The sequence below is a fragment of the Polaromonas sp. C04 genome, from assembly GCF_002002705.1.
In the GTDB taxonomy this organism is placed as follows: domain Bacteria; phylum Pseudomonadota; class Gammaproteobacteria; order Burkholderiales; family Burkholderiaceae_C; genus Rhodoferax_A.
The window spans coordinates 57,192-79,678 of sequence record NZ_MUNS01000022.1; the positions used below are offsets into that span (position 1 = coordinate 57,192).

17 protein-coding genes are annotated in these 22,487 nt (G+C 58.5%); 7 read left to right on the forward strand and 10 right to left on the reverse strand.

The window, feature by feature from the left end; genetic code table 11:
- Positions 1–5: 5 nt before the first annotated feature.
- From pglZ to B0E49_RS04100, 7 genes are all read right to left on the reverse strand, one after another.
- Positions 6–2,621, reverse strand: coding sequence for a BREX-1 system phosphatase PglZ type A (pglZ, locus tag B0E49_RS04075; protein ID WP_077560696.1), 2,616 nt, complete (start codon positions 2,619–2,621; stop codon positions 6–8).
- On the reverse strand, positions 2,621–2,854 hold the full coding sequence (locus B0E49_RS20005; protein WP_353647340.1) for a DUF1810 family protein: 234 nt from the start codon (positions 2,852–2,854) through the stop codon (positions 2,621–2,623). Before B0E49_RS20005 ends, pglZ begins: the two co-directional genes overlap by 1 nt.
- Positions 2,855–3,010: 156 nt before the next feature.
- The gene (locus B0E49_RS04080) at positions 3,011–3,883 is read right to left on the reverse strand and encodes a hypothetical protein (protein ID WP_144264427.1); all 873 of its coding nucleotides are present in this window, start codon (positions 3,881–3,883) and stop codon (positions 3,011–3,013) included.
- Positions 3,876–7,445: a BREX-1 system adenine-specific DNA-methyltransferase PglX gene (gene pglX, locus B0E49_RS04085; RefSeq protein ID WP_077560698.1), complete on the reverse strand. Its 3,570-nt coding sequence runs from the start codon at positions 7,443–7,445 to the stop codon at positions 3,876–3,878. Before pglX ends, B0E49_RS04080 begins: the two co-directional genes overlap by 8 nt.
- A gap of 77 nt (positions 7,446–7,522) precedes the next feature.
- The gene (gene brxC / locus B0E49_RS04090) at positions 7,523–11,146 is read right to left on the reverse strand and encodes a BREX system P-loop protein BrxC (RefSeq protein ID WP_077560699.1); all 3,624 of its coding nucleotides are present in this window, start codon (positions 11,144–11,146) and stop codon (positions 7,523–7,525) included.
- A 48-nt stretch (positions 11,147–11,194) separates the two neighbouring features.
- Entirely contained in the window at positions 11,195–11,782 is a 588-nt protein-coding gene (locus B0E49_RS04095) for a DUF1788 domain-containing protein (RefSeq protein WP_077560700.1), read from the reverse strand.
- Positions 11,779–12,372 carry a DUF1819 family protein gene (locus B0E49_RS04100; protein ID WP_077560701.1) on the reverse strand — a complete coding sequence of 198 codons (594 nt, stop codon included), beginning with the start codon at positions 12,370–12,372 and terminating at the stop codon, positions 11,779–11,781. Before B0E49_RS04100 ends, B0E49_RS04095 begins: the two co-directional genes overlap by 4 nt.
- Before the next feature lie 281 nt (positions 12,373–12,653).
- On the opposite strand from B0E49_RS04100, the gene B0E49_RS04105 reads away from it, so the two are divergent.
- From B0E49_RS04105 to B0E49_RS04125, 5 genes are all read left to right on the forward strand, one after another.
- Positions 12,654–12,884, forward strand: a complete 231-nt coding sequence (locus tag B0E49_RS04105) for a hypothetical protein (protein ID WP_144264428.1) — start codon at positions 12,654–12,656, stop codon at positions 12,882–12,884.
- Between the two features lie 36 nt (positions 12,885–12,920).
- A complete protein-coding gene (locus tag B0E49_RS04110) occupies positions 12,921–13,448 on the forward strand; it encodes an HD domain-containing protein (protein ID WP_077560703.1) in 528 nt (175 codons plus the stop codon).
- A 265-nt stretch (positions 13,449–13,713) separates the two neighbouring features.
- A complete protein-coding gene (locus B0E49_RS04115) occupies positions 13,714–14,106 on the forward strand; it encodes a hypothetical protein (protein WP_077560704.1) in 393 nt (130 codons plus the stop codon).
- Positions 14,107–14,158: 52 nt separating this feature from the next.
- The gene (locus B0E49_RS04120; RefSeq protein WP_144264429.1) at positions 14,159–14,644 is read left to right on the forward strand and encodes a hypothetical protein; all 486 of its coding nucleotides are present in this window, start codon (positions 14,159–14,161) and stop codon (positions 14,642–14,644) included.
- A gap of 352 nt (positions 14,645–14,996) precedes the next feature.
- Complete coding sequence (locus tag B0E49_RS04125; protein WP_077560706.1) at positions 14,997–15,608, forward strand: DUF1294 domain-containing protein; 612 nt, start codon at positions 14,997–14,999, stop codon at positions 15,606–15,608.
- Positions 15,609–15,711: 103 nt separating this feature from the next.
- On the opposite strand, the gene B0E49_RS04130 is transcribed toward B0E49_RS04125, so the two are convergent.
- The 3 genes from B0E49_RS04130 to imuA are packed head-to-tail and all read right to left on the reverse strand — an operon-like array spanning position 15,712 to position 21,001.
- Positions 15,712–18,813: an error-prone DNA polymerase gene (locus B0E49_RS04130; RefSeq protein ID WP_077560707.1), complete on the reverse strand. Its 3,102-nt coding sequence runs from the start codon at positions 18,811–18,813 to the stop codon at positions 15,712–15,714.
- 12 nt (positions 18,814–18,825) lie between these two features.
- Complete coding sequence (locus B0E49_RS04135; protein WP_077560708.1) at positions 18,826–20,154, reverse strand: Y-family DNA polymerase; 1,329 nt, start codon at positions 20,152–20,154, stop codon at positions 18,826–18,828.
- Positions 20,093–21,001, reverse strand: a complete 909-nt coding sequence (imuA, locus tag B0E49_RS04140; RefSeq protein WP_286137790.1) for a translesion DNA synthesis-associated protein ImuA — start codon at positions 20,999–21,001, stop codon at positions 20,093–20,095. The genes B0E49_RS04135 and imuA overlap by 62 nt, the downstream gene beginning before the upstream one ends.
- Positions 21,002–21,057: 56 nt before the next feature.
- On the opposite strand from imuA, the gene B0E49_RS04145 reads away from it, so the two are divergent.
- Both B0E49_RS04145 and B0E49_RS04150 read left to right on the forward strand, forming a co-directional pair.
- Positions 21,058–21,732 carry an SOS response-associated peptidase gene (locus tag B0E49_RS04145; RefSeq protein ID WP_077560709.1) on the forward strand — a complete coding sequence of 225 codons (675 nt, stop codon included), beginning with the start codon at positions 21,058–21,060 and terminating at the stop codon, positions 21,730–21,732.
- A gap of 77 nt (positions 21,733–21,809) precedes the next feature.
- The gene (locus tag B0E49_RS04150) at positions 21,810–22,127 is read left to right on the forward strand and encodes a hypothetical protein (RefSeq protein ID WP_077560710.1); all 318 of its coding nucleotides are present in this window, start codon (positions 21,810–21,812) and stop codon (positions 22,125–22,127) included.
- The last annotated feature ends 360 nt before the right edge of the window (positions 22,128–22,487 follow it).

Genomic DNA, 22,487 nt, shown 5'->3' on the forward strand with positions numbered 1-22,487 from the left:
CATATTCAAAAGTCATTGCCAAAGGCTAGGTCCACCTTGACGGGCAGCCGAAGCACTTCCACCTTGCTCATGGCATCACGCATGACCAGGTCATAGCGTTTATGGGGGTCATGCGCACCTGCCAGAACTGTCAGGAAAACCGAACGCTTACGCTCATCGAGCAATTGCGAGGTGCTGTCAAAGGTGAGGGACTGCACGTCGCTGATGGGTTTGTCTTGGTCCGAGGCATCACGCAACGAGACCACCACCGAGCGGGCCAGCACCCGTTCCGACACGGCGTCTGTCTGGATGAATTCGAAACGCTGGGTGTTGGTGACTACTTTGTTCACGGCGCCCAACAGGCTGACACTGACGTATTTTGTTTTGGCGTGGTCGGCCTCACTCTCACGCACCGTGATGACGGGAACCACCACTTCCTGCGGCATGGCGCTGCCATGAACAAAGCGTGCACCGCCGGCAAAGTGGAACCGGCTGGCGCCTTTGGGCACCCAGAAATCCAGACTGCCATCCGAGGTAGTGCCGGCCGTCACCGCGGTGTTGCCCGACCAAGCTTTGGGTGTCGTGCCCAAGTCACGTCCTATCAGGTAGCGCTTCTTGGCCTTCAAGGTGCCGGCCGGTTTGTCGTCCAGCGTGGACTTGTCCGATGCCTCCAGCGCCGACTCCTGATACATGAAGCCATGGTCCGCAGTGACCAGCACCGTCGAGCCATTGAGTGAGTTGATGATGAAGCCCAGCACGTTGGAGAGCTCCAGCACAGTTTGCGCCGCAGCCTCAAAAGTTTTGGTCTCTGACGCCTGCTTGTCGCCCGTCATGTCGATGCGGTCGTGGTAGATGTAAATCAAGCGCTGGTCGCGTACCAACTCCCTGCCCTTGTCCTTGCCCAGCGCCATCAGGTCTTCAGCCTTGACGGCAATGCCGCCAAAGTTTTTCAGGTGTTCATTCCGCTGCTCCAGTGTGGCCACGGTATGGCCATCGGCCAGAACATCCAGGTTAGCGCTCTCCTTGTAGGCCAGCGTCTGGTGCGGCAGCAGTGCAGCCATGCCCAGTGCGGTGTAGCTGGGCAACACGCCCAACATGCCGTCCAGCGACGCCTTGAAACGGCTCTTGCTGTTGGTGTGCTGCACCAGTTCCTGGGCGACCTCGAAGCGGAACGCGTCAGAAATTAGCACGAACACTCGTTTCACGCCGCCGTCAAACAGGGGCAGCACCCGGCGCTCGTAAAACGCCTGCTGCGGCGTCACCTCGGGCAACTTCCAATGGGTGAGCAAGCCCTGTGGCCCCTCGATGACCTTGGACCACGCCGTGCTCAGGTGCGGGATGAACCAGCCCGAATACACGCCTTCAATCGTCTCGCGCAACTCGTGCAGCACGGCCCAGCCAGTGGGCTCAACTGCATCGGCTGCGGTGTGAAGGTGCCGGTACAGCTGGTCAAAGCGGAACAGTTCATCGCGGTATTGGGCAAAGGCAGTGCCCGCATCGGCAAAGCTGAAGCCTGCCGCGTGGGTCGCCTTCAAGCTGAAAAAGTCGGCGGCCGCGGTCAAGGCGTCATAACACGCAGCCAGGGCACGGGTGCGTTCATTGGCACTGGCCAGCAGCGGGTTGGCCCAATGCCCGTCGCGGCGGCGCGCCATCAGGGTACGCACCACGTCCATGTTGGCACCGGCTCCGGCGACGATGCGTTTTTTGAGGTCTTGCACCACCCTCAACTCGACGTCTTCAAACGTCATGCACTCCACCAGTTGCTCGGCCGACTGGCCCGACAACAAACTCACCAGGTCCAACTCATTGGCCACCGCCTGCGCCAGGGCGTTGTAATTGCCAAACTGCGCAATGTCCGAGCGCCAACGACCGACAAACACGGAAGCATTCGCAGCCAAGGTGCGGTCGGGCAACACAAAATGCGTCAACTGGCGCGGTGCATCACCCTGCAAGCCGCGGCAAAAGTCCGTCACCAGAATGCGCAACAGCAAGTCGCGCAGGCTGGGGGCGGCGTCGGAATAGCCGAGTTGCGTTTGCACCAACTCCCAGAACGCCGGGGTTAAATCATTGGCAGCGATGTCTTGCCAGGCTTTAGGTTGGGCTGACAGGTCTGCCACGCCATCCACTACCATGGCGCCATACAGGCGCTGCAAGATGGCGAAACACTCAGGTTGGTCGGCTCGGGTCAGCACCGCCAGTATCTTGCGGTCCAGGTCCTGTGCGTTGTCGCCCGGCAGTACTAGGCGTTTGAGGCGGTCTACCCGGTCCTTGGCGCGTAGGAACTTGGCGCGCTCTTTCAGGTGTTGCCGGAGCCCTTGGGTGGTCAGGCCCAGGTCTTCCAGCAGGATGGAGGTGGAATCTGCGCGGAACGACTTGCTGCGCATGCGCACATCCAGCAGCCAGTCCTTGGTGGGTTCTGGCTCGGGCTTAGCGCTGTAAATCAGCCAGCGCTGGTCGGGTGAGCGTTCGATGTCGAGTTTCACGCGCAGCGCCGGGGTATCGTCCAGCCGTACCAATTGCACACCGTCGAGTTGCAAGCCATCCACGACAGAGGTGAATTCGGCCTCCACGTCGTGCCAAAACACAACTGAGTGGGCATTAAAGAGGGTGCCCAAACTCTCAAGTAGACGCTGTTGGCTCATTAATTTCGTTTCCCAATTTCATTGAAGTAAGACCTCATTTTCGCGATACGAGCCGCCCCGCTTGGCGCCTCTTCGCGGGAAGAAAAGCTGGAGTGCTTTCCAATTATGCTTCTGCCCAATTCCCTCAGCCAAGGGAAAATAAACGACATCCAATGACTTGTTTTGTGCCTATGGAGATTCAAATCAATGCACCGGTAACCCTTACTCAATCCCTCCGGATGCCCCCTGCTCAACCTCTAAAACACCTTTAGCGCACAGGTAAGTAATTTCCATTACTCATGTCTCTATGTTGCACAGCCCAATTGCCCAACTCAGCATCTGAATTGGTTCGTTCACACAGATTGACTTTTTTTCTACTTGAAGATGCACTTTCCCATTTGAGTGCAGGTTTAAGCGGCCCCTTGATTCCGCCCTCGGCTGAAAAGAAGAAGGTGCATCAGTGCAAAGAGTCGATGAAACAGGTAGTCGTTTTGCTCTGGCTCGGAGATAGTGACCTTGTCAGTTTCGAAGTGGCGGATATGGAACGAATTGCCGATTTGGGTAAGCTCCCTCGCCTCGGCCTCAAGTAACGCACGAAACGTCGGTTCTGGAGAACATCGCTCCAACAGGCGGGCGACGGACATGCGTTTGTTCCCCAGAACCTCGATAGACTTCAGACGCTCCCATGCGTCCCAAAGCTTTTCTGTCCCTTCGGCTCGCGACTTCGGCGCGGCATCCTTGAATTTCTTGCTTGCGTCTTCCAACAGTGCATCAAGAATGTGGTCCCCGCTTGGTGGTAATGTTCCCATCGCTTCAAATAGTACTGGTGGCACTGTCCGGAACTCTGTGAGCCTTGTAATGTCGCGCACCAAGGGATTGAGCAGTTTGGTTGCGAACCCATCTACATGGCCCGCAAGGTCACTCCCGGTGTACATGAAGTTGTGAAGGAACTCCAGAAACCGGACGGTCTTGTTTGAGATGGCACGGCAAAGCGCAACTTGCATTGCAACCCGTTCCGGACGGCTTGGAGGCCATTCGAGGGCGCCCGAGCCGACCATTGAGCCAATGGTGCTCCGAGCCTTTGCATGCCATCCATCAAAGTCCGGCACGGGAAGCACGGCCTTCAGAAAACCAGCTAAGGGTTCCTCGTCCAGGTGATGAATAAAGCGCTTGAGAACACTTTCGCTGGATTGAAATGATGCATCGCGGAAATCAGAAACCGTTTCTTCGAGGTCGCGCAGTGATGCCCCAAGAGTTGTCGCGAGCGATGTCATCTCAGTCATCTCCAGCTCCACCAGTCACCGCTTTCACTTCCGCCAGCAAATCCCCAAACTTACCGTAGTTCACTTTCACCCCGTCATCAAGGTCGAGGGTGATGCGCATGTCGGCGTAGTGGCGGAGTTGTTCGTCGTAGGCCAAGAGTTCGACGTGTTTCTTTTTGAGCTTTTCGACTTCTTTGGCCAGTTTGTTGCGGGCGGCGGTGCTGGTGGCGGATGCGGCGTCTTTTTGCAGCATGTCGATGCGAGACTGGATTTTGCCAGTGAGAGGCACGACGTATTCGGCGCGTAAGCGGGCGAGTGTGCCTTCATGGTAGCGATGCAGATAGACCAACGCCTGGAAGGCGCCTTGTTTGCCACTGCTGAAGAGCCAGTAGATGGGGCGCCTTTTGTAGGTCTGCAGGTGGTCTTTGTAGAACTTGTCGGCAAGGTAACGGCGGATAGTTTCATCCGGGGTTTCGCTGGCCTTAGTGCCCAAGCTTTCGGCCAACCAAGCCATGTTTTCAGTCAGGGTATCGGCACTCCAAACGGCTAGCAGGAATTCGCGGATGCGGCTGGCGGCGTCATCTTCGAACCAGAGTTCGTCGCTGAGAGGCACGATACCGTCGGCATCCGCCGGGAATGTGGTGTAGCTGCTGGCGTCGAAGCCGACGTTTCCGGCATGGGCGCAAATCAGACCGGGCGCGTCCAGGCTGTAGCGGCCCATCATGCAGCCGATGGCATAGGACATCAGTCGCTGGCAGTCCTTTTCGCGGTCCGCGCGGGTCAGGGTAATTTCAGCTTCAGGGACATCTCCGCGCACCACGTCCGAAACTCTATATGCGCCGACTAAGAGCCTATTTAAGCTTCTCTCCACTTCAAGCATTCGCTCAATGCGTTTTCTTGATAGTGCTGACCATGCAAGCCAATGGTCACTCAATGACAAACCTTGCTCGCCCATCATAAGGACGCCAGAATAATCCCATGATTGCTCTAAAGTATCCCAATCACTCTTAGCTATTTCGATAGCAGTTTCACTAATATCAACCAAGTCCTTTGATAAGGAGCTGACTGCAGGATGAAGTGGTATTTTGGCAATTTCACCAACGTTGACAGCGATAGTTGGATTGATGGCTGCAATACATTCGAAGCTAACCCGTGAGTTCAGAACCGCAAGTGCAACGAGCAACTCCGAGCGATTATTCGAGAATCCAGAGGAGCCGCGTCCATCAAACATGAAACCTGGTGGCATATATCTGAAGGCATTTGACCCAGAAGTTACATCAGACCAAGTTATCCCCTCGCGAAATCCAAATTCTGCGTTGTAGTTGTGCGACCTAACCCGACCCACCTCATCAACGTTTGCCCTTATGTCTACGCCATCGTCTTTCCAGTTGACAACATGTTCACAATTCCCAAACCACTTTCGAAATACGCCGCCTTTCTGATAAGGAAACCAAGTCAAATGCGATTGAAAGGCTTCGTCAGAATTGGAAATATTGAAACCGATGCCCGCTATGCTGACTTCATGCCAGTATCGCAAGAACCTTTCGTTACTTGCAGTGGACATACCCAATCGGGTATGGAGGGTTTCGGACAACGGACGAGAGGCTCCAAAAGCCTCTCTGATTGAATCAGAAACCCAATACGCAACCGGAGACCCAGGTAATTTTTGAAAGTAGTCAGGAACGGATTCGACGTTTCTCTCGTTTCGACTCGGAAACTTCTTTGGCGTGCCATCGGCGGTTAGTTCGAAGTATCGAAGGCAATCAAACGAGGCACGATAACCGTTGAGCCTCCATTTCTGAAAATCGACGACTGCTACGCCAAAGTTTATACCCATGGCAGTGGGCCCTTTACCATCGTATGGCAGTTGTACCAGAGAAAGGAGCGAACGTTCAGCAAGTAGCTTGTTTCGCAGCATCTCATAGGACGAGAGAAACATCCAATTTTGCATAGTGACCATACTGGTAAAACCAGTATCTTTGCACCAGGCGAAGCCTTGCTCGATAAACATCGCAAACAAGTCCGATTTGCTGTCCGTAAAAGTAGACCGAGCATATTCCTTTAAAACAGGATTCATTCCTTTCCCTCCCATATAGGGTGGATTCGCCGCGACCGTATCAAACAGCATCCCCATTATTCTGGCCTGCGCCACCAGTGGAATCAAATCCACGGCTGTCGCCTGAGAATATAGGTCACCGCTCTCAGCGGCATTTTTCAAACAATCGGCTATCGCCGTCAGTTGCCCCTTAAGTTCCTGCGGAATCTGAATAAGTGACCCAAGCGTCTTTCCGAGAGCAAAAGTGTCGACTAAGACTTTGATTGCCGCTCGCCGAATACCAAATGGAGAGAGGTGAGCAGCAACCTCTTCAAGCTCCAGCCCTTTACTTTCCTGCAAAGCCAGCACGTTCAGCTTGATAGGCTCATTGAAGAGTCGCCGGTCGTCGGCGCGGGCTTTCATCAGCAGGGCAAAACCCGCCATTTGCGCGGCACGGTCGTCAAGGTCTAGGCCGTACAAGTTCTTTTCCAGAATCAGGCGCGGGATAGTCCGGGGCTGATAGCCGCGCTCCAGATAGATGGCCTTGAGCACCTCATAGGCTTCCACCAGAATGTGGCCGCTGCCGCAAGCCGGGTCCAGCAGGGTGATGGATTCGGGGTCCAGGCTGCCGCCGTCCTCATCCATGCGGGTCTGAATCAAAGCGTCGAGTTGGGCTTGCACCTCGGGGGTTTGCTGCGCGGGCTCGATGTAATACGGCCATTGGGCCTTCAAGGTGCTGGCCGGGTTGGCCATCAGCCACAGGCGGCCGACGCTGTTTTGCACCAAGTACTGAACAATCCAGTTGGGGGTAAAGAGCTGCGTGGCAGCGGGAATGTCTTCACTTTTAACCACCTTGCCGATGACGTCCTCTTTTTTCTCGCTGATGTAGAACTGGTACAGCCAGCCGATAATTTCGACCTCTTTCCAGTCGTCTTCGTCAATGGCGGTCACAAGCTTGGCAATGACGGAGTCGGTGCGCAGCAGGTTGTCGGGCAGCAGCAGCTCAGTTTCGTCATCGATGCGCTCGAACAAGAATGGCATGACGGCGCTCAGCACATTGCACTGTGCGACCAGCAGCAGGCTGTACAGTTCGCCGTCACGGTTGCCAGCCAACTTCATCTCCGTCACCAATGCGAAGTTCAAGCCAGGTAGGCTGCCGCTTTGTGCGAGGTCAGTAGCATGGGTCAGGATGTCGGGCAGCGTGCCGGCAGTGCTGGATAGCGCCCGGTGTCCGTGACTAAGGTAGTCGTGCAGTTCCAAGTACCTCAGTGCCGCAAAGCGGTTGAACCAGGTGTAGGCCACCGCTTCCATGGTCTGGGAGAAGCCGTCTTTTCTAATGCGGGTGACAAGCTGGTCACGCTGGCTATGGACTTTGACCGGCCACGCTTGTCCGGCAATCACGGTCACGTCACCCTGGGGCAAACTCGCAGCCACCTCTAGCTTGCCCGCCTTGTCAGACAAGCCCAGCAGGTTGGCACGGGCGGTGACAGCGGCGATGAAGTCTTTGCGCGCTTGTGGGGCGTAAGACTTGAGTTTGGCTTTGTTCATGTATCAAATAGGGCTCTAGGTCCCGCAAATAGTACGTTAGCGGCTATTGAATTAAGAGTGAATCAACGCGGTGGTGTTTATTGAATCCGGGCAATTTGGCCGGCGCGGACGGCGGCCATGAGCTCGGCCTTCAGCTTGACGACAAAGGCCTCCACATCCGCTTCGGTTTCAAGATAGGTTTTGCTGGAAAGCTCGGCGGCGCGGATGACGCGGGTGGTTTTGGTCACAGGCGCTGACACATTGGGCTGGCCGGTCTGCACCGGCTTGCTGGTGTCGCTCGGCGTCGCGACCTGGTGCGCAGACTTGGCGGCAGCGGCTTCAACCAGGTTGATGGCTTCGTCCATGACATCGCCGCCCTGCCCTTGCAACAACAATATCTGGGCAATGCTGGTCTGGCTGGCGACGCGGGCCTTCAAGTCTTGCAACGGGCGCAGGGCTTTGTTGCTGAGGTCAGGGTTAGGGTTAGCGCCTGCGGCACTCAGCTTGGCCTGCACCTCTGCCAACTTGCTATCAATGGACAGCAACGCTTTCTCGCGCCGGACCTGGGTCAGCTCTTCATTGACGGCGGCTACCGTGGCCAGCAGTGATTCGATGCGGTTGACCTGGCTGTAAGGCTTAGGGTTGTCGCGGATGAGGGCCAGGTCATTCAGTGCGGCGGCAGCCGGTGCCACTTTGTTCAGGGCGTCGCGATTATCGGCAAAGGCACGCAAGCCTTCCAGCAGCTTGCGCCAGGCGGTGATTTGAGTGTTGTAAAAGTTGACCAGGTCGTGAATGTCGTCGGCAGCGTCCAACCACACGTCTTTGGCTGGCAGCAGGGCTTCGATAAAGGCAAAGCTGTCGCGAATGCTGAGTTGCTGATTTATGCGGATGAGCGCGGCATCGATATCAGCCTTACCGGGGTGATGCGGCGTGCCGGCGGTGTGAGCGTAGCTTTTGAGTTCAGCTTGCCAATCGGTCAAGCGGGCACGGAAGTCAGCGACCAGGCTGTCTTCTTCTTCGCGGCCCATCTTTTGAAACAGGTCTTTGTACAGCTCGCGGGCACGCTTGAGGCTGCTAGCATCCGCGGTTTTGCGCTTGAGGATAGACACCTGTTTGAAGCGGGCCGACTTGGTCAGCGGGTCCGCAGCGGATGCCGGGCCGAGGTCAGAGCCCTCCAGCATGAGCTTGATTTCACCGGCCATGAACAGGCGGGCGATGAGCAGCACGGTTTCCCACTCGGGCTTCCAACCCCAAGGGATGCCGGCAAAGCGGTCCACGACGTCAGACAGCAGCACCCGGTTCTGGCCGGCGGCCAGGTGCAGGTAGTCTCGCATCTCTTTAATGGCTTGGGCGTTGCCATCTTCACCATCCAGGCCCAGGGCGTGCTGGCCTAGGTCGTCCGCACTGAGCACGGCTTTGATTTCGGCTTGCGGGTCGGCCCGGCGCACTTTCAGGTATGGCAGCTTGCTGTAGGTGTTGGTGATGAGGTAGTTGAGCAGTTCATCGAGCACCTTCTCCGGGCTGGCCGCCTTGAATTGAACGGACTGGCCCAAGGCGTAGAAATCGCCCGTGGTGATGAGTTCGGAGAGCTGATGCACCAAGCGCAAGCGACGCTCGCGGTTTTCGTCTTTGCGGTCGGCCAGGATGCGTTTGAGCGAAGGGGTGGCTTGGTCGGCTTTCGGGCTGACGATGTATTTTTCTATTTGCAGGTAGAGCGCCAGTTCGATGTCCAGGCGCTCACCTTCAGCTAGACGGACCAGGGCGCGGCCATTGCCCTCACTGCTGCGCAGAATGCATTTGGCGGGTTGCAGTTTGTCGTAGTCATCGCCCAGTGGGGTGATGACTTCAAAATTCAGTGCGTGGCTGGCTTGACGCCAGGGTGCACCATCGAGAAGGCGATTGAATTCGTAGTCGGATTTGGTATCGCGGTGGCGCACCTTGGTTTGGTCCTTGAAGATGTCTTCAAAAATCAGTTTGGCCAACTCGCGAGATTTTTCAGCGGCGGAGACGTCGACATGGCCGATTTCGCGGGCGACATCGCGCTCTTCGTTTGTCAGGAAGAACCACAGGTCGCCGTTACGGCTGACTAAACGCTGCTGCTCCAGGCGGGCCAGACTCTCTTGAATCTTGCGCTTGAGGGCGAGCTTGTCGGCGTCAATCTGGTCAATGCAAAGCGTGGCCAGGTTGTCGATGGTGGGCTTGACGATATCCGAGATGTAGCGAATGAGGAACATCGCCTTGAGCAACTGGCTGTCATAGGGCTGCAAGCCGAGGTTTTCTGGTGCTTGGTCGATGGAGCGCTTGGCCGCACCATCAATGAAACTCTCGATAGAGGAATAAAAGTCGTACAACGGAACCAGGATGTCAGTGCTTTTATTCGCATTGCTGACGGCTGCGGCCTGAAACGCGTCCAGCAAGGAGCGCTCGCCTTGCGACAGGTGCTTGCCGGTGGCACCGACTTTGCGGATGGATTCGAATATCTTTTGCAGCAGCGTGAACTGGTACGGAGCAAAGGGGTAAGTCGCGACGAACTCCGCCGCATCTTTGTAACCGCGCAGACTGACCGCATTGCCAACAAAGCTCAGCTGATTGTTGATGACGTCACTCTTGCTGGCAAACGTGTCACGGAGCAATACATGGGCGCCTTCGGTCTTGGTCAGCAGACGTTCGCTGATAACTTCGTCCGTATTGCTGCTGGCAAGCGACAAGCGGGTGTGAAAGCGACCTTGAATTTTCGAAAAGTCCTGGCTTCGGGCCAGATTGGCGTCCCCAATGGCGGCGTCAATATCGCCTTGACTGGTGACGATGACCCAGGCGCGGCCCTTGCACTGAGTGCCCAGTTGCTCGGTGATAGTCTGCAGGCTGAGCATGAGCTGGGAGTTGGCGCCAATGAATTGGCCCACTTCGTCCACGAGAAAGATAACCTTGTGGTTGGCTGGCCGGGTGGCCAGGTGGTCTTTGACCACCTTGGCAAAGCCTTCGATGTTGATGCGGTAGTCATCTCGGGCGCTGTCGAACCACTGGCCGGCGGACGCGGGCGACATCTTGAGGGCGGGGGCCAGTGCGGCGACCACGTCATCGCGCAGGAAGTCAACTGCATCGCGTTCCTTCTCCCAGGTACTGCCGTTGGAGGCTGCAAAAGCGGTTTTGAATGTGTCGAAAACGCCTTTGGCGACCAGATGGCGCTCCATGTCGGCAATGTGTGGCGCGTCGCCCGAGAAGCCCAGTTTTTCGTTGAAGACGCGCAAAAACACCTGCAGGATGGCATCGCGGTCGGCCTTGCTGTCCGCCTTGGCGTCAATGTTGAACAGGATGACATCGGCGGTGCCCTGCACGGCGCGCTGGATATCAGCCAGCAGCATCGCATCTTTGATTTTTTGGTGGTCAAAGAACTGGGCCGCATTGCGCTTGTCCCCAGTCTGGCCGTTGCTCGCTTCGATATTTTCGAGCAAGTACGACAGAATCTTGATGAAATGTGACTTACCCGAGCCGAAGAAGCCCGATACCCAGACGCCCATGCGGTCGGTGATGGCCGCGTCGTGTGGACGGTCAATAGCGGCGAGGTAGGCATCAAAGAACTTGCGCAGGTACTCGCTAATCTGTTTCGTGACGACGTACTCCTCCAGCTCTTGCCAGACGCTGGCGGCATCCATTTGGTCGGCTTTGACGACACCGTTGATTGGGCGGTCGATGGGCTTGAGGAAAAGCTCTTTGATGTTCATTTTTTAATCTGTCTCTGACTATCTGAAATATGCGACCGCGGTGAAGCGCTAGGTTGTTTCCGGCACGAGGCGAAAGGCACGGTAGTAGTGGTCTTCGGTTAATGTGTTGAACAGGCGCAGCGAATGTCCGTCGTAGCGACCTGGAAAGAACACAAGCAACGGTGTATCGCCCATGATGGGGTGCAGTGCTGACAGCAAGGTGTGCGTGCGCAGCATGGGATAGACAGCGCCGACACCGGTCAATATCAACAGGTCGAGATTGGCAATGTCGTGCTGGGAGGCAATCTTCTGGGCAATCTTGTCTTCTTTGAGCACCGAGCGGAGCGCGACTAAGGTGCTGTCGTCTCCCTTGTTGAGCTGCATCTCCATGGCTTTGTCGAGCAAATTGCGCTCCTCCAGCAAACCCGTCACCAGTTGCAGCAAATCAACGGTATCGGCGCGCAGGGCTGGCACCTGCTTTGTCAGGGCGGGCAACACGGTGCCCGAAAGAAAGCTGCGCATATCCAGCTCCCGGTCAGGAGGGTAGTCAAAAATCCAGAAACCAATTTCGTTGCCCAAGCCCTTGCTGTCCAGAAAGTCACGTGAAGTGAGTCGAGGAAGGATTTGGTTGAGTCGCTCATCAAAGCTCAGGGTCATCTCACTCGCTCCAGGCAGTCAAGGGCATAGGTTTCCCCACGCGCGCTCAAATAGCGACGCACGTCGGGGTGCAGGGATTGGGGTGTCAACCTCATTGAACTAGCACTTTCAAGGTACTTGGCTTCAGCCAGGATGCGGACAATTACCTGGAATAGTTTGGCCTTGGTGGACTCGGACCAGCCCGCCACGGCTGCGTCATGATGGGCGCACTCAGCCAGAAAATCCTGCCAGTCGGCAGGTGCCAGGGTTGGCTCCAGACGGCGCTGACGGTCGGCATAGACACGAAGCATGAAGTCGCCCAACAACTGGCTGTGTTTGACGGCTGCAGCCAAGAGTAACTGGATGACCGCATCAGTTTCTCGCTCAGCCACCATTTTCCAAGCCTGGGCATCCAAGGTGGTCAAGCGTCGACGTAGGAGCTTGGCTTGCCGACGAGCAGTGGCCGGTGTTTTCTTCTGCAGGATGTTTTCGGTCTCGATGGCGTGCCGCCATGCTGACGGGTCGGGGTCGGACAGGAGCAACCTAGCAATGCGCCGGCCTTCGAGCGCCAGCAATGAACCGGCAGAGATTTCTGCGTTGTACCGCGTCATGTGGACGCAGAAAAAATGATGGTGACGTGCTTCATGGCTCCCCAAATCCTTTGTTTCAGTTTACCCGGTCAAGCTGGAGGCTTTGAGGTGACGCAACATGCGTTAGCAGTAACGCTCGACGGCTGCAACGTGGAGGCCATTGCGACAGACCTGAATCCGATGGACATTTCTCGGCATGCTCCTTCGCAAGCCGTCACCCTCAGCGAGAACGACAAATGTGCCTCTTAGGCGCCACGAAGGGTAACTTTATCGGCTTGGTCACGACGTGGCAGGGTCGCCTGATGGCGAGCGAAAAGCTCGCCGCTCAGGCGCTGAATAACTCCGAGGAACAGTTCGCGATGGGTGACGTCAGGGATGAGTTCACGGACGTGGTCATCGAGGCCAAGGACGCCCAAAATCATATCGCTGACCAGTTGCTCAAGGACGAGCGCATCATGGGCGTTATCCAGAAAATGGTGGCAAAGATGGTTTGGAAGAAGTTTCAGGAGGGTGGCGCGGCGATTCGACGCTGAAGGTTACGCTTCAGTCAGAAGGTTTGGAGAATCGAGATGAGCAATCTAAGCACGCTCCTTGAATGCATTGCGTTCGCGGCGGAAAGACACCGGAACCAGCGTCGCAAGGACGCTGACGCAAGCCCCTACATTAACCATCCCATCGCTCTGGCGACACTGCTGGCCACCACCGGCGGCATCGAGGACCTCGTCGTCTTGCAGGCAGCCGTCCTTCACGACACGATTGAGGACACCAAAACGACATACCAGGAATTGCTAGACCGATTCGGCGAAGCGGTGACGCGAGTGGTCGCCGAGGTCACTGACGACAAAACGCTGCCCAAGGCGAAGCGAAAGGAGCTTCAGGTTGAGCATGCGCCTCACATGAGCCGCGAAGCCGCGTTAGTGAAGCTTGCAGACAAGACCTGCAATCTATGGGACATGGCCAACGCGCCGCCGGCGGGCTGGCCCTTAGAGCGGCGTCGTGAGTACTTCGCCTGGGCCAAACGGGTTGTTGACGGTCTACCCGCCGTCAGCGCTGAACTCCAACGTGCATTCGACGCGGCGTATGACTTGAGGCCTTGAACTCAGCGGCTCGCCTGGGAACTACCGCCCATCCGGAATCGACTGCCGGCAAGATGCGGCCGAGGTCCACGTCCTAGCCAACGTTTATGACGCGACAACACTCATCGAAGGCGACTTGGCTGGGGCGTGATGTTGCTGACAAGGCAAAAGGTGCTACTAATTTAGTAATGACAATTTGATACATTTAGCAGACCCCTACTGCAGGGGGTTTTCTATATTTTGGTCGCTACAAGACGTAGGACATCAACACACACCAAGGGAATTTATGACGAAGATTGCAGGCTACAAATTTGAATATCGTGCCGTGCAGGCTTACCCGCACCTCATTGATGCCAAAGCGCTGACGATAACCCCCATGAAAAAGCAGCCGGGGGCGCTAAATCTGCACGAAATTCTTGACACCATTACCTTGGCTGTTGAGGCCGGAATCGTCGAACAAAAGGGCTGGGTTAAGCAGTTTTTTGCCAACGAGGCAGCGTTCGAGGACTTTATCAGTGACGTCGGAGACTACGATGAGTGCTTCCGGATTACGGACCGTTGGTGGCAAGCCCTGGCTGCCTTGGCCGAGGTAATCGACGAAGAGGGGTTTGTTTCTAGCCAGGAAATTGCTGACACGTTGGTTGAATACGCTACTGAGACCAGTCAGCTGAATGGCTAACCATTGATTCCAAACACCCCGTTCCCGCGGGGTGCTTTTTGAGAGGATGTACATGACCAACATCATCGACATCGCGACCAAACTACCCGTGCCGGAGGCAGCACTTCGCCTGACCGCGCAAGAGGTTGCGCAGCGGGCGCGTCAAACTGCTTTCGAGTTGGCTCAATACGCCAGAGGGCATGAATGGCCAGACTTCGTGAAGAAACGCGGGAAGATGGTGATTACCCCTCAAACCCGGGAGCCGACCGACCAGCTCTTCGAGAAGTTTGCGCTGGGCATACGCTCCGATGCCGCCCCTGAGACACAAATCAACACCAAGGCCTGGCTGGGGTCTAGAGTCGCGACTTCCCTTGTGTGGTACCACAACGGGGAGGATTTTGACATTTTGGTTCGGCCCCTGGACTCCGCAGACTTCGTTGAATACATCATTGCCCTGGCTCACGGAGAGAGGCAGACTGCAAGTGATGCCGCACGACGCATGGATGTCTACAACGGGCTGACTGACGACCATCCATTTTCGAAAGCAATGGAAATTTGAGCAGCCTCGCCGCCTGATTCGAAGTGCCTACCGCGGGTTTGTTCTCTTGGTCGCCCCGTTCTCCACACGCAGCAATGGCAACTGAAGCGCCACCTTCATTCTTAGCAAGACCTGGAAATACGAGGACAGCGCCCTCACCTGCCTCATCACTGATATCCGCAAAAGTCCGAGTTCTGCAACGTGTCGCGGATGCAGCTGATGCCGACGTCTGCCGGACCCAAACACCGCTGTCATTGGCGCCCACACAAAGTCTTGCCTGCAGCGCCCTCGATAATGCCCGTGCCTTCCTGGCTCGTTTGAAGTCTCTCCCCCAACCACCCTACGCTCCACCGGGCGTTTTTCGATATACAAAATGCGATTCGAAGGTCAACTCAAAATCTGGAACGACGAGCGCGGATTCGGTTTCATCGAGTCCGCCACCGGTGGCCAACAAGTTTTTGTACACGTCAAGGCCTTTCCCGCCGGGTTCGGTAGGCCCGAGCTGAATTCCAAACTCACCTTTGAGGTTGAGCAGACGGCTGAAGGCAAAAAACGCGCAAAGAACGTCCTGATAGTCCGACCCGCGCGTGCGAGCTCGCGAGCTGTTGGAAAGTCGCCAACGCGGTGGGGGACTTCGAGCATCTTTGCGCTTGCCGCGTTCGCCCTCCTCTATCTGGTCGTCACTTTGGTTTGGGGCACGTCGATAATTTTGGCGCTCGGATATTTGGCTCTTAGCCTGATTTGTGGCCTGTTTTATGTCCATGACAAGACCGCAGCGCAGGCGGGCGAGTGGCGAACCTCTGAGGGCACCCTGCTTCTGCTCGGCTTGCTCTGCGGCTGGCCGGGTGCCATCGTCGCGCAGCAGATGCTCCGCCACAAAACCAGCAAGGTATTGTTTCGAATCGCATTCTGGGTGACGGTTGTCGCGAACGTGGGGGTGTTCATTGCCGTCACGACGCCGCTGCTACGCGCCGTCCAAGCTTGACCTGGTGGCGGCCAATATTTTGACTTCCTGAGGCTCTGCATTCGGCGCGCCTGGGTGCGCCAAATAACGACGCTACCGTTTTCCAGCGCGCGCCACTCCACGCTTACCTGAAATCCCGGCTCGACGTTGCCAGCCTCCCTAGCAGCGGCGTCAAATCGACAAGACGCCGTGCAATCAGATTGCGGACCTCCCCTTCCCTCTGCCAGACCCCATAGACCCCCATGAGCCTGGCCTCCAACAACTCCTTGCGCTGAACCTCCCGAATCCGCTTCCACACAATGACCTGAATCGCACCACCCTCGTCTTCGAGTGACACAAATATCGTGCCATTGGCTGTCTCAGGCTGCTGGCGCAACGTGACCATGCCGCAGGCGCGCACCAGCCGCCCGTTTGGCAGGTCCCGCAGTTCGCTCGATGACAAAAACCGCTTTGCTGCCAGTCTCGACCGCAGTAACGCCAAGGGATGGCGCCGCAACGTGAGTCCGGTGGAGGCGTAGTCCCAGACGATTTCCTCTCCCTCGGGCGCCTCGGGCAGCTCCAGGATTTCCTCGTCCACCGGCGCCTCCCGCAACAACTCGGGTGGCGCGTGCAGGGCTGCGGCATCCCAGACCTGCTGCCGCCGGTGACCGGACACGCTCGCCAAGGCATCTGCTGCGGCCAGCAGCTTCATTTCGTGCTGCTCCAGGTTGGCGCGCCGCGACAGGTCCTCCGCGCTGTCAAACGGCCCTTGCGTTCGCGCCGCCACAATGCGCAGCGCCGATTCCCGTCTGAGCCCGGAAACTAGGCGCAGGCCCAGTCGCACCGCCGGCTCATGCGGCATATCCTCCAGTGTGGCGTCGACCTCGCTGGCCATCACGTCGACCGCGCGCACCTCCACGCCGTGCCGCTTGGCATCCTGGACCAGCTGGCTCGGCGAGTAAAACCCCAATGGCTGAGAATTGAGCATCGCAGCCAGGAACGCCGCAGGCTCGTGACGCTTAATCCAGGCACTGGCATAGACCAGCAAGGCAAATGAGGCAGCATGACTCTCCGGGAATCCGTACTCGCTGAACCCCTTGATTTGCTCAAAAATCGCCTCGGCAAACGGCTTTTCATACCCGCGCGAGGTCATCCCATCGACGATGCGGTTGTAATATTTTTCCACGCCACCCTTGCGCTTCCACGCCGCCATCGCCCTGCGCAACCCGTCGGCCTCGCCCGGCGTGAAGCCGGCCGCCAGGATGGATATTTGCATCACCTGTTCCTGAAAAACCGGAACACCTAGGGTGCGCCCGAGCGCCTCGCGCAGTGCCTCGCTGGGGTAGGTCACAGGCTCCTTGCCCTGCCTGCGGTTAAGGTACGGATGCACCATACCGCCTTGAATCGGGCCGGGCCGCACAATGGCTACCTCAACCACCAAGTCATAGAAACACCGCGGCTGCAACCGCGGCAGCATCCCCTGTTGTGCCCTCGACTCAATCTGGAACACGCCGACCGTGTCCGCCTTGCAGGCCATCTCATACGTGGCGTCGTCCTCCGCCGGGATGTCCTGCATTTCGAACTCATACCCCTTGCGCAGGCTGATGAACTCCAGGCTTTTGCGTATGGCGGTCAGCATCCCCAGCGCCAGCACGTCCACCTTGAGTAACCCCATTGCATCGAGGTCGTCCTTGTCCCACTCAATAACGGTGCGGTCGACCATCGAGGCGTTTTCAATCGGGACGATTCTGGACAGTGGCCCCTTGGTCAAAACGAATCCACCCGTGTGCTGGGATAGATGGCGTGGGAATCCCAGAATTTCCCCGGTGAGCCGGACCAACTGCTGCACCCGCAATTCGTCGGAGACATCGAGCCCGAGTTCGGCCAGTCGCTCGGGCTGAACCTGCCTTCCATCCCACCACTGGTGCCCCTTGGCCATGCGGTCGACGGCTTCCGGCTCGAATCCGAGCGCCTTGCCGACGTCGCGCAGGGCACTTCGGGGCCGGTATGTGATGACGGCCCCGGTGAGGGCCGCGCGGTCACGGCCATACTTTCGGTACAGGTATTGAATCACCTCCTCGCGGCGCTCGTGCTCGAAGTCGACGTCGATGTCGGGAGGCTCATTTCTTTCCTTGCTGATGAACCGTTCAAACAGGACGGACATGCGGGCCGGGTCCACCTCGGTGACGTACAGGCAGTAGCAGACAACCGAGTTGGCCGCGCTGCCCCGCCCCTGGCAAAGAATGTGTTGACTTCTGGCGAAGGCGACGATGTCCGCCACCGTCAGGAAATAGTGCTCGTAACCGAGGTCGCGGATGAGCACGAGTTCATGCTCAATCTGGGTCTGGACCTTGGCCAGCAGGCCATCGGGCCAGCGCCGCCCCGCGCCCTCATACGTGATGCGCCGCAGGTAGCTGGTGGGCGTTTCCCCGGAAGGCACGACCTCGGCGGGGTACTCGTAGCGCAACTCGTCCAAGGAGAACTGGCAACGGTCCGCGATTGCGATTGTTTGCTCCAGCAGGTCGGCGGGGTACAGGTGACCCAGCCGCAGGCGTGAGCGCAGGTGCCGCTCGGCGCTGGCCTGCAGGTCCAGGCCGCAATCCGTCAGTGGCCGGCCCAGCCGGATGGACGTGAGAACGTCTTGCAAGGGCTTGCGGGAACGCACATGCATGTGCACATCGCCGCTGGCCACCAGCGGAATTTCAGTGGCAACGCTGAGTTCGCGAAGCCGGTGCAGCCACATCGCATCGCCCAGGTGGTGCAGCAACTCCACCGCCAGCCAGCAGCGCCCGCTGAACTGTCCCAGCATCCACTGGCCCAGTGCGAGCAGCTCGCAAGGCGTGGCGTGGCGTGATGGCAGGACCAGCATCAAGCAGTCTGCCGGGGCCTGCGAGTCAACGGCCTCCAGACTCAGCGCGTAGGTTCCCTTCTCCGATGAGCGGCGCAGGCCCGTGATGAACTGCGACAGGTTGCCATAGCCATTGCGGTTCGTGGCCAGCACAACGAGCTTGAACGGCACCGCCGCGTCGACCTGAAACTCGCTGCCCACAATCAGCTTGAGGCCGTGGCTCTTGGCGGCCACATGCGCTCGCACAACGCCCGCCAGCGAGCACTCGTCGGTGATAGCCAGGGCGTGATAGCCGAGCGCGGTGGCCCGCTCGACCAGTTCCTCGGCGTGCGACGCACCCCGCAGAAAGGTGAAATTCGAGAGACAGTGCAGCTCGGCATACGCCGGCAAGGTGGCCATGGGGGTGACGCCTCAGGCAAATACGCCGTGCAGATACCAGCTGATGTCGTCGTGCGCCAGGCGCTCCTGGAACACCCACAGGGCACCGGCGTGCTGGCTGAGCGCGACCCAGTAATCGCGCTGCACGTTATGAGCCACCTGGCGTTCGTCAAGGCTCGCTGCACGGTGCCACCAGCCTCCCTCCACGCGGTGCGGCCCGACGACGAGCTGCAGCGGCCCCTGGTACAGCGGGCGATGCTGGGCCACGGCGAGCTTGAGCGGCTGCGCCAGCACCCACGACGGCTGCGGAATGTCGACGCTCCGCGGGACCCTGCTTGCGGCGCGCGTCCTCTTTGCCTCTTCCGCCGGCTGCCAGGTCTGCATCCATTCGACACGGTGGTCTTCCGCCACGCACGGTCGCAGGACCCGCTCGGGCCCCAGCCGAGCGGCAATGCGCTCCAGTACAAAGCCCAGTTCGTCGCCCGCGCGGACCGTGTCGGGGAGCAGCGACTTGCTGGCCTCCTCCAGGGCAACGACGTCCAGTGCAGCGAGCTCGATATCGCCGACCGGCGCCAGCAGCTTGACCTTCGCCAGGTGTTCGGCCAGCAGGCGAGCGAGGTGACTGATATCCCGCGTTGGTGCGGCGGTGCGAATGATGAGCTCGCCACCGTCCCCGGCCGGCCTGGCCCGCATCGCATCGTGGCACCAGCGCAGCACGTAGGCCGTCACCCCGGCGTTTCGTGCCGCGAGCCAGCCGCACATCTGCAGCAGCAGCCGGTGAGCGCCGAACATCAGGGATGCTGCCGAGTCGACTCGCCCGGGCAACTCCAGCCTGGCGTCGAAGGACTCCGGCAGCACCACCCAGTCATGCGCTGCGGGCCGCAGTCCATAGGCTTCGTCGAGTGCCACCAGAACATGCTTGTCGAAGCGCCGGCTGATGCCACCGCGTGGCAGCCGGCGCACATCACCCAGGGTTTGGCAGCCCAAGCGCGCCAGGGTGGGTTGATGCGCGGCGACGGCGCTCAAGGATTCGAGCGGCAGACTGTCCAGCAACTGCCCCAGGGGCCTGCGAAACCCGTCTTCCAACCCACTGCGGGCCAGGGCCAACGCGGCCAGACTGGTCGGTGCCCAACTCACGATGGCAATGCCCTGTTCCCGCGCCTCCTGTACCACGCGCTCGCGCAACAGGTCGCCGCCGCCGAAGAGCCGCAGGCTCGCCTCGAGTTCCATCACCACCGACTCGTCCAGATGGGCGACCCGCGGCGTGAACTGGAGTGCCCACACTGCCACACCCCTCAGGTCAGTGGGACACGAGCTGGACGCGGGTGGGTTCGCGAGCAGAGCTGCCCAGCACGCTGACATGGGGGGTCTCCGACGATGGAAGAAACTGGCTTGGCCGCAACAGACGTGGCGTCAACACGCCCGCCAGGCTGTCCGGAATAGAAAACAGCGAGATGGGGCGTTCCTGCGGGGGCCCGCGGCGCTTGAACACTTCCACCTTCAGTTGCCAGTCAGCACCAAGTTCTGCCAGTACCCGCAGGGGTGCTGGTGACGCGTCAAATTGCGCCGCCGCCGGGCGGAAAAGAAAGACCAATGCATCGCAGGACTGGGCGTGCACTTGAAGGCGTCTGAGCTGTTCCTGCCGCGCCTGTGGCAACCAGGCAAGGATGGCCCCGGCCGGGTTGGCTTTCACCAGCTGCTCGGTCGCCCACAGGCGCTCGGCGGGTGCGCGAGCATCAAGCCTGACCATCTGGTTGGCGCGCAGGCCGTGCTGTAAAAGACCGGGCAGATGTGGATGCTTGGGTGGGCTCACCAGCAAGAGCTGGCCGCCAGCCTCCGTCACCCGTCTCAGGCTGGCGCCGAGCAGGCGCCATTCACACAGCGTGGGCTGGGGTTGCAGCACTTCAATCAGAGCGCGGAGCGGCCAGCCCCCACCGGGCAATTCGGCATCCAGTGCGGCAAAGCCGGATTCAACGACCTCCTCCTGCGCCGACCCGAGCTCGCTCCCGCGCCAAATCGCGCTGGCGACACGACCTGGCAACTGGGCGACATTGAAATGTCGCGACGTGGAGGGGCCTGGCGAAGGCAAAGCGCCTTCGTGCCAGTGGGGCTGGGCAAACATGGTGTACTGAGCATTTAACTGTGTATTTATCCAGTATATCGAGAAACCCGGGAACGTCCAGAAAATGTGTTTTTTGGCGGCGCGCATTACGCTGCGGGTCCAGCGCAGTTGTGCACCCCCACCCTCAGCGACACAATGCCGACATGTGCAATCAGTACACCCCTGCCAAGCCCCGCGCCATCGCCGACCTCTTTGACGTGCCGGAGCCCGCGTTCGACTACCCAGCGAGGGCCTACAAGGGCTACAAGGCGCCGATGCTGCGGCGACCCCAAGGCGGCACGGGACTGGTGGTCGAGGAAGGACACTTCGCCCTGGTGCCGTTCTTTGCCAAAGCCATTAAGCTGTCGTATGACACGCTGAATGCCCGCACCGAAACAATTGCCACCGCCGCCAGTTACCGCGGTCCCTGGAAGCGGCGCCAGTTCTGCCTGATACCCATGCACACGTTCACCGAGCCGAACTACGAATCCGGAAAATCCCAGTGGTGGGATGTTTACCGGCGCGATGGCGAGGCGTTTGCCGTGGCCGGCCTGTACGACCGCTGGACCTCACCCGAGGGTGAGAAATATTGGTCGTTCACTCTTCCCACCATCAACTCGGACCAACACCCGCTGATGAACCGCTTTCATAAACTTGGCAAGGAGAAGCGAAGCATTGTGGTGCTGACGCCTAGTGCGTACGACACCTGGCTTGACGCGAAGACGGATGAGCAGGCGCGGTCGGTCTTTCAGCTGTTCGACGAGGGCCAGTTTGATGCGGGACCGGTGCCCGCAGCGCCGGCTCGTGCTGACTCGACCCCTGGGCAACTGCAGGTCTAGCTTGGATGCCGCTCCAGAACCCGCTGGACTTTGAATCCCCCCTCCCATAACTCCACCTCACACGCAAGGACCTTGGAATGAACTCGTACGTCATTGGCGCAGCCCGCCATGAAAACGGCAAACTCGTCGAGGTGGCCATTCAATGCATAGATGAGCCGCAGGGACCTTATCAAAACGAATGCGAAGATGCTTTTGTCGACGATGTGATTGAGCGCATCAGGCGCGGTGACAAGGTGGTCACGCTTTGGAGCTTGCCGGGATGGGGCGGTGGAACCATACCCGTGGAAATCGTGACCTTGTCCAGTGGCGAGGAGTCCATTGAGGTCGTGGAGCAAGGGCAACCTGACTGGTACCGGATGGTGAATCTGCCGAGGCTCGGTAGGACCGTCGCCTAACCTGAGTAGCAGGTGGTCTCGCTGACCGCGTCCGAGCGTCAGGTGAAATCAGCGCACCAACTTTTTCACAGAACAGCACCGGATTGCGCGCTGCATCCAAGAAACTCCTCCTTACCGCACGAGCGGCTGGTGAGTTTCTGAGCCGGCAGAAATGGCACCCTCAATTTTCCGGCATAACTACTATTGGAGAAGACCATGGGCAGAAGCGCAAATGATGACCGCAGCGATAGCATGAATCCGAACAACGACGCATACGACGACGCTATGGACAACCATAGCAATCAGCTGAACCCCAACAACGACGCGTACCAAGGTCCACGAGACGACGACGAAGAGTAAACGCAGGTACCCGCCGGACAA

Bases quoted from the DNA above. Each gene is read 5' to 3' on its own strand.
- pglZ (WP_077560696.1), bottom strand. From the start codon at position 2,621: ATGAGCCAACAGCGTCTACTTGAGAGTTTGGGCACCCTCTTTAATGCC.
- B0E49_RS04080 (WP_144264427.1), bottom strand. From the start codon at position 3,883: ATGACTGAGATGACATCGCTCGCGACAACTCTTGGGGCATCACTGCGC.
- pglX (WP_077560698.1), bottom strand. From the start codon at position 7,445: ATGAACAAAGCCAAACTCAAGTCTTACGCCCCACAAGCGCGCAAAGAC.
- brxC (WP_077560699.1), bottom strand. From the start codon at position 11,146: ATGAACATCAAAGAGCTTTTCCTCAAGCCCATCGACCGCCCAATCAAC.
- B0E49_RS04095 (WP_077560700.1), bottom strand. From the start codon at position 11,782: ATGACCCTGAGCTTTGATGAGCGACTCAACCAAATCCTTCCTCGACTC.
- B0E49_RS04100 (WP_077560701.1), bottom strand. From the start codon at position 12,372: ATGACGCGGTACAACGCAGAAATCTCTGCCGGTTCATTGCTGGCGCTC.
- B0E49_RS04105 (WP_144264428.1), top strand. From the start codon at position 12,654: ATGGCGAGCGAAAAGCTCGCCGCTCAGGCGCTGAATAACTCCGAGGAA.
- B0E49_RS04110 (WP_077560703.1), top strand. From the start codon at position 12,921: ATGAGCAATCTAAGCACGCTCCTTGAATGCATTGCGTTCGCGGCGGAA.
- B0E49_RS04115 (WP_077560704.1), top strand. From the start codon at position 13,714: ATGACGAAGATTGCAGGCTACAAATTTGAATATCGTGCCGTGCAGGCT.
- B0E49_RS04120 (WP_144264429.1), top strand. From the start codon at position 14,159: ATGACCAACATCATCGACATCGCGACCAAACTACCCGTGCCGGAGGCA.
- B0E49_RS04125 (WP_077560706.1), top strand. From the start codon at position 14,997: ATGCGATTCGAAGGTCAACTCAAAATCTGGAACGACGAGCGCGGATTC.
- B0E49_RS04130 (WP_077560707.1), bottom strand. From the start codon at position 18,813: ATGGCCACCTTGCCGGCGTATGCCGAGCTGCACTGTCTCTCGAATTTC.
- B0E49_RS04135 (WP_077560708.1), bottom strand. From the start codon at position 20,154: ATGTCAGCGTGCTGGGCAGCTCTGCTCGCGAACCCACCCGCGTCCAGC.
- imuA (WP_286137790.1), bottom strand. From the start codon at position 21,001: ATGCGCGCCGCCAAAAAACACATTTTCTGGACGTTCCCGGGTTTCTCG.
- B0E49_RS04145 (WP_077560709.1), top strand. From the start codon at position 21,058: ATGTGCAATCAGTACACCCCTGCCAAGCCCCGCGCCATCGCCGACCTC.
- B0E49_RS04150 (WP_077560710.1), top strand. From the start codon at position 21,810: ATGAACTCGTACGTCATTGGCGCAGCCCGCCATGAAAACGGCAAACTC.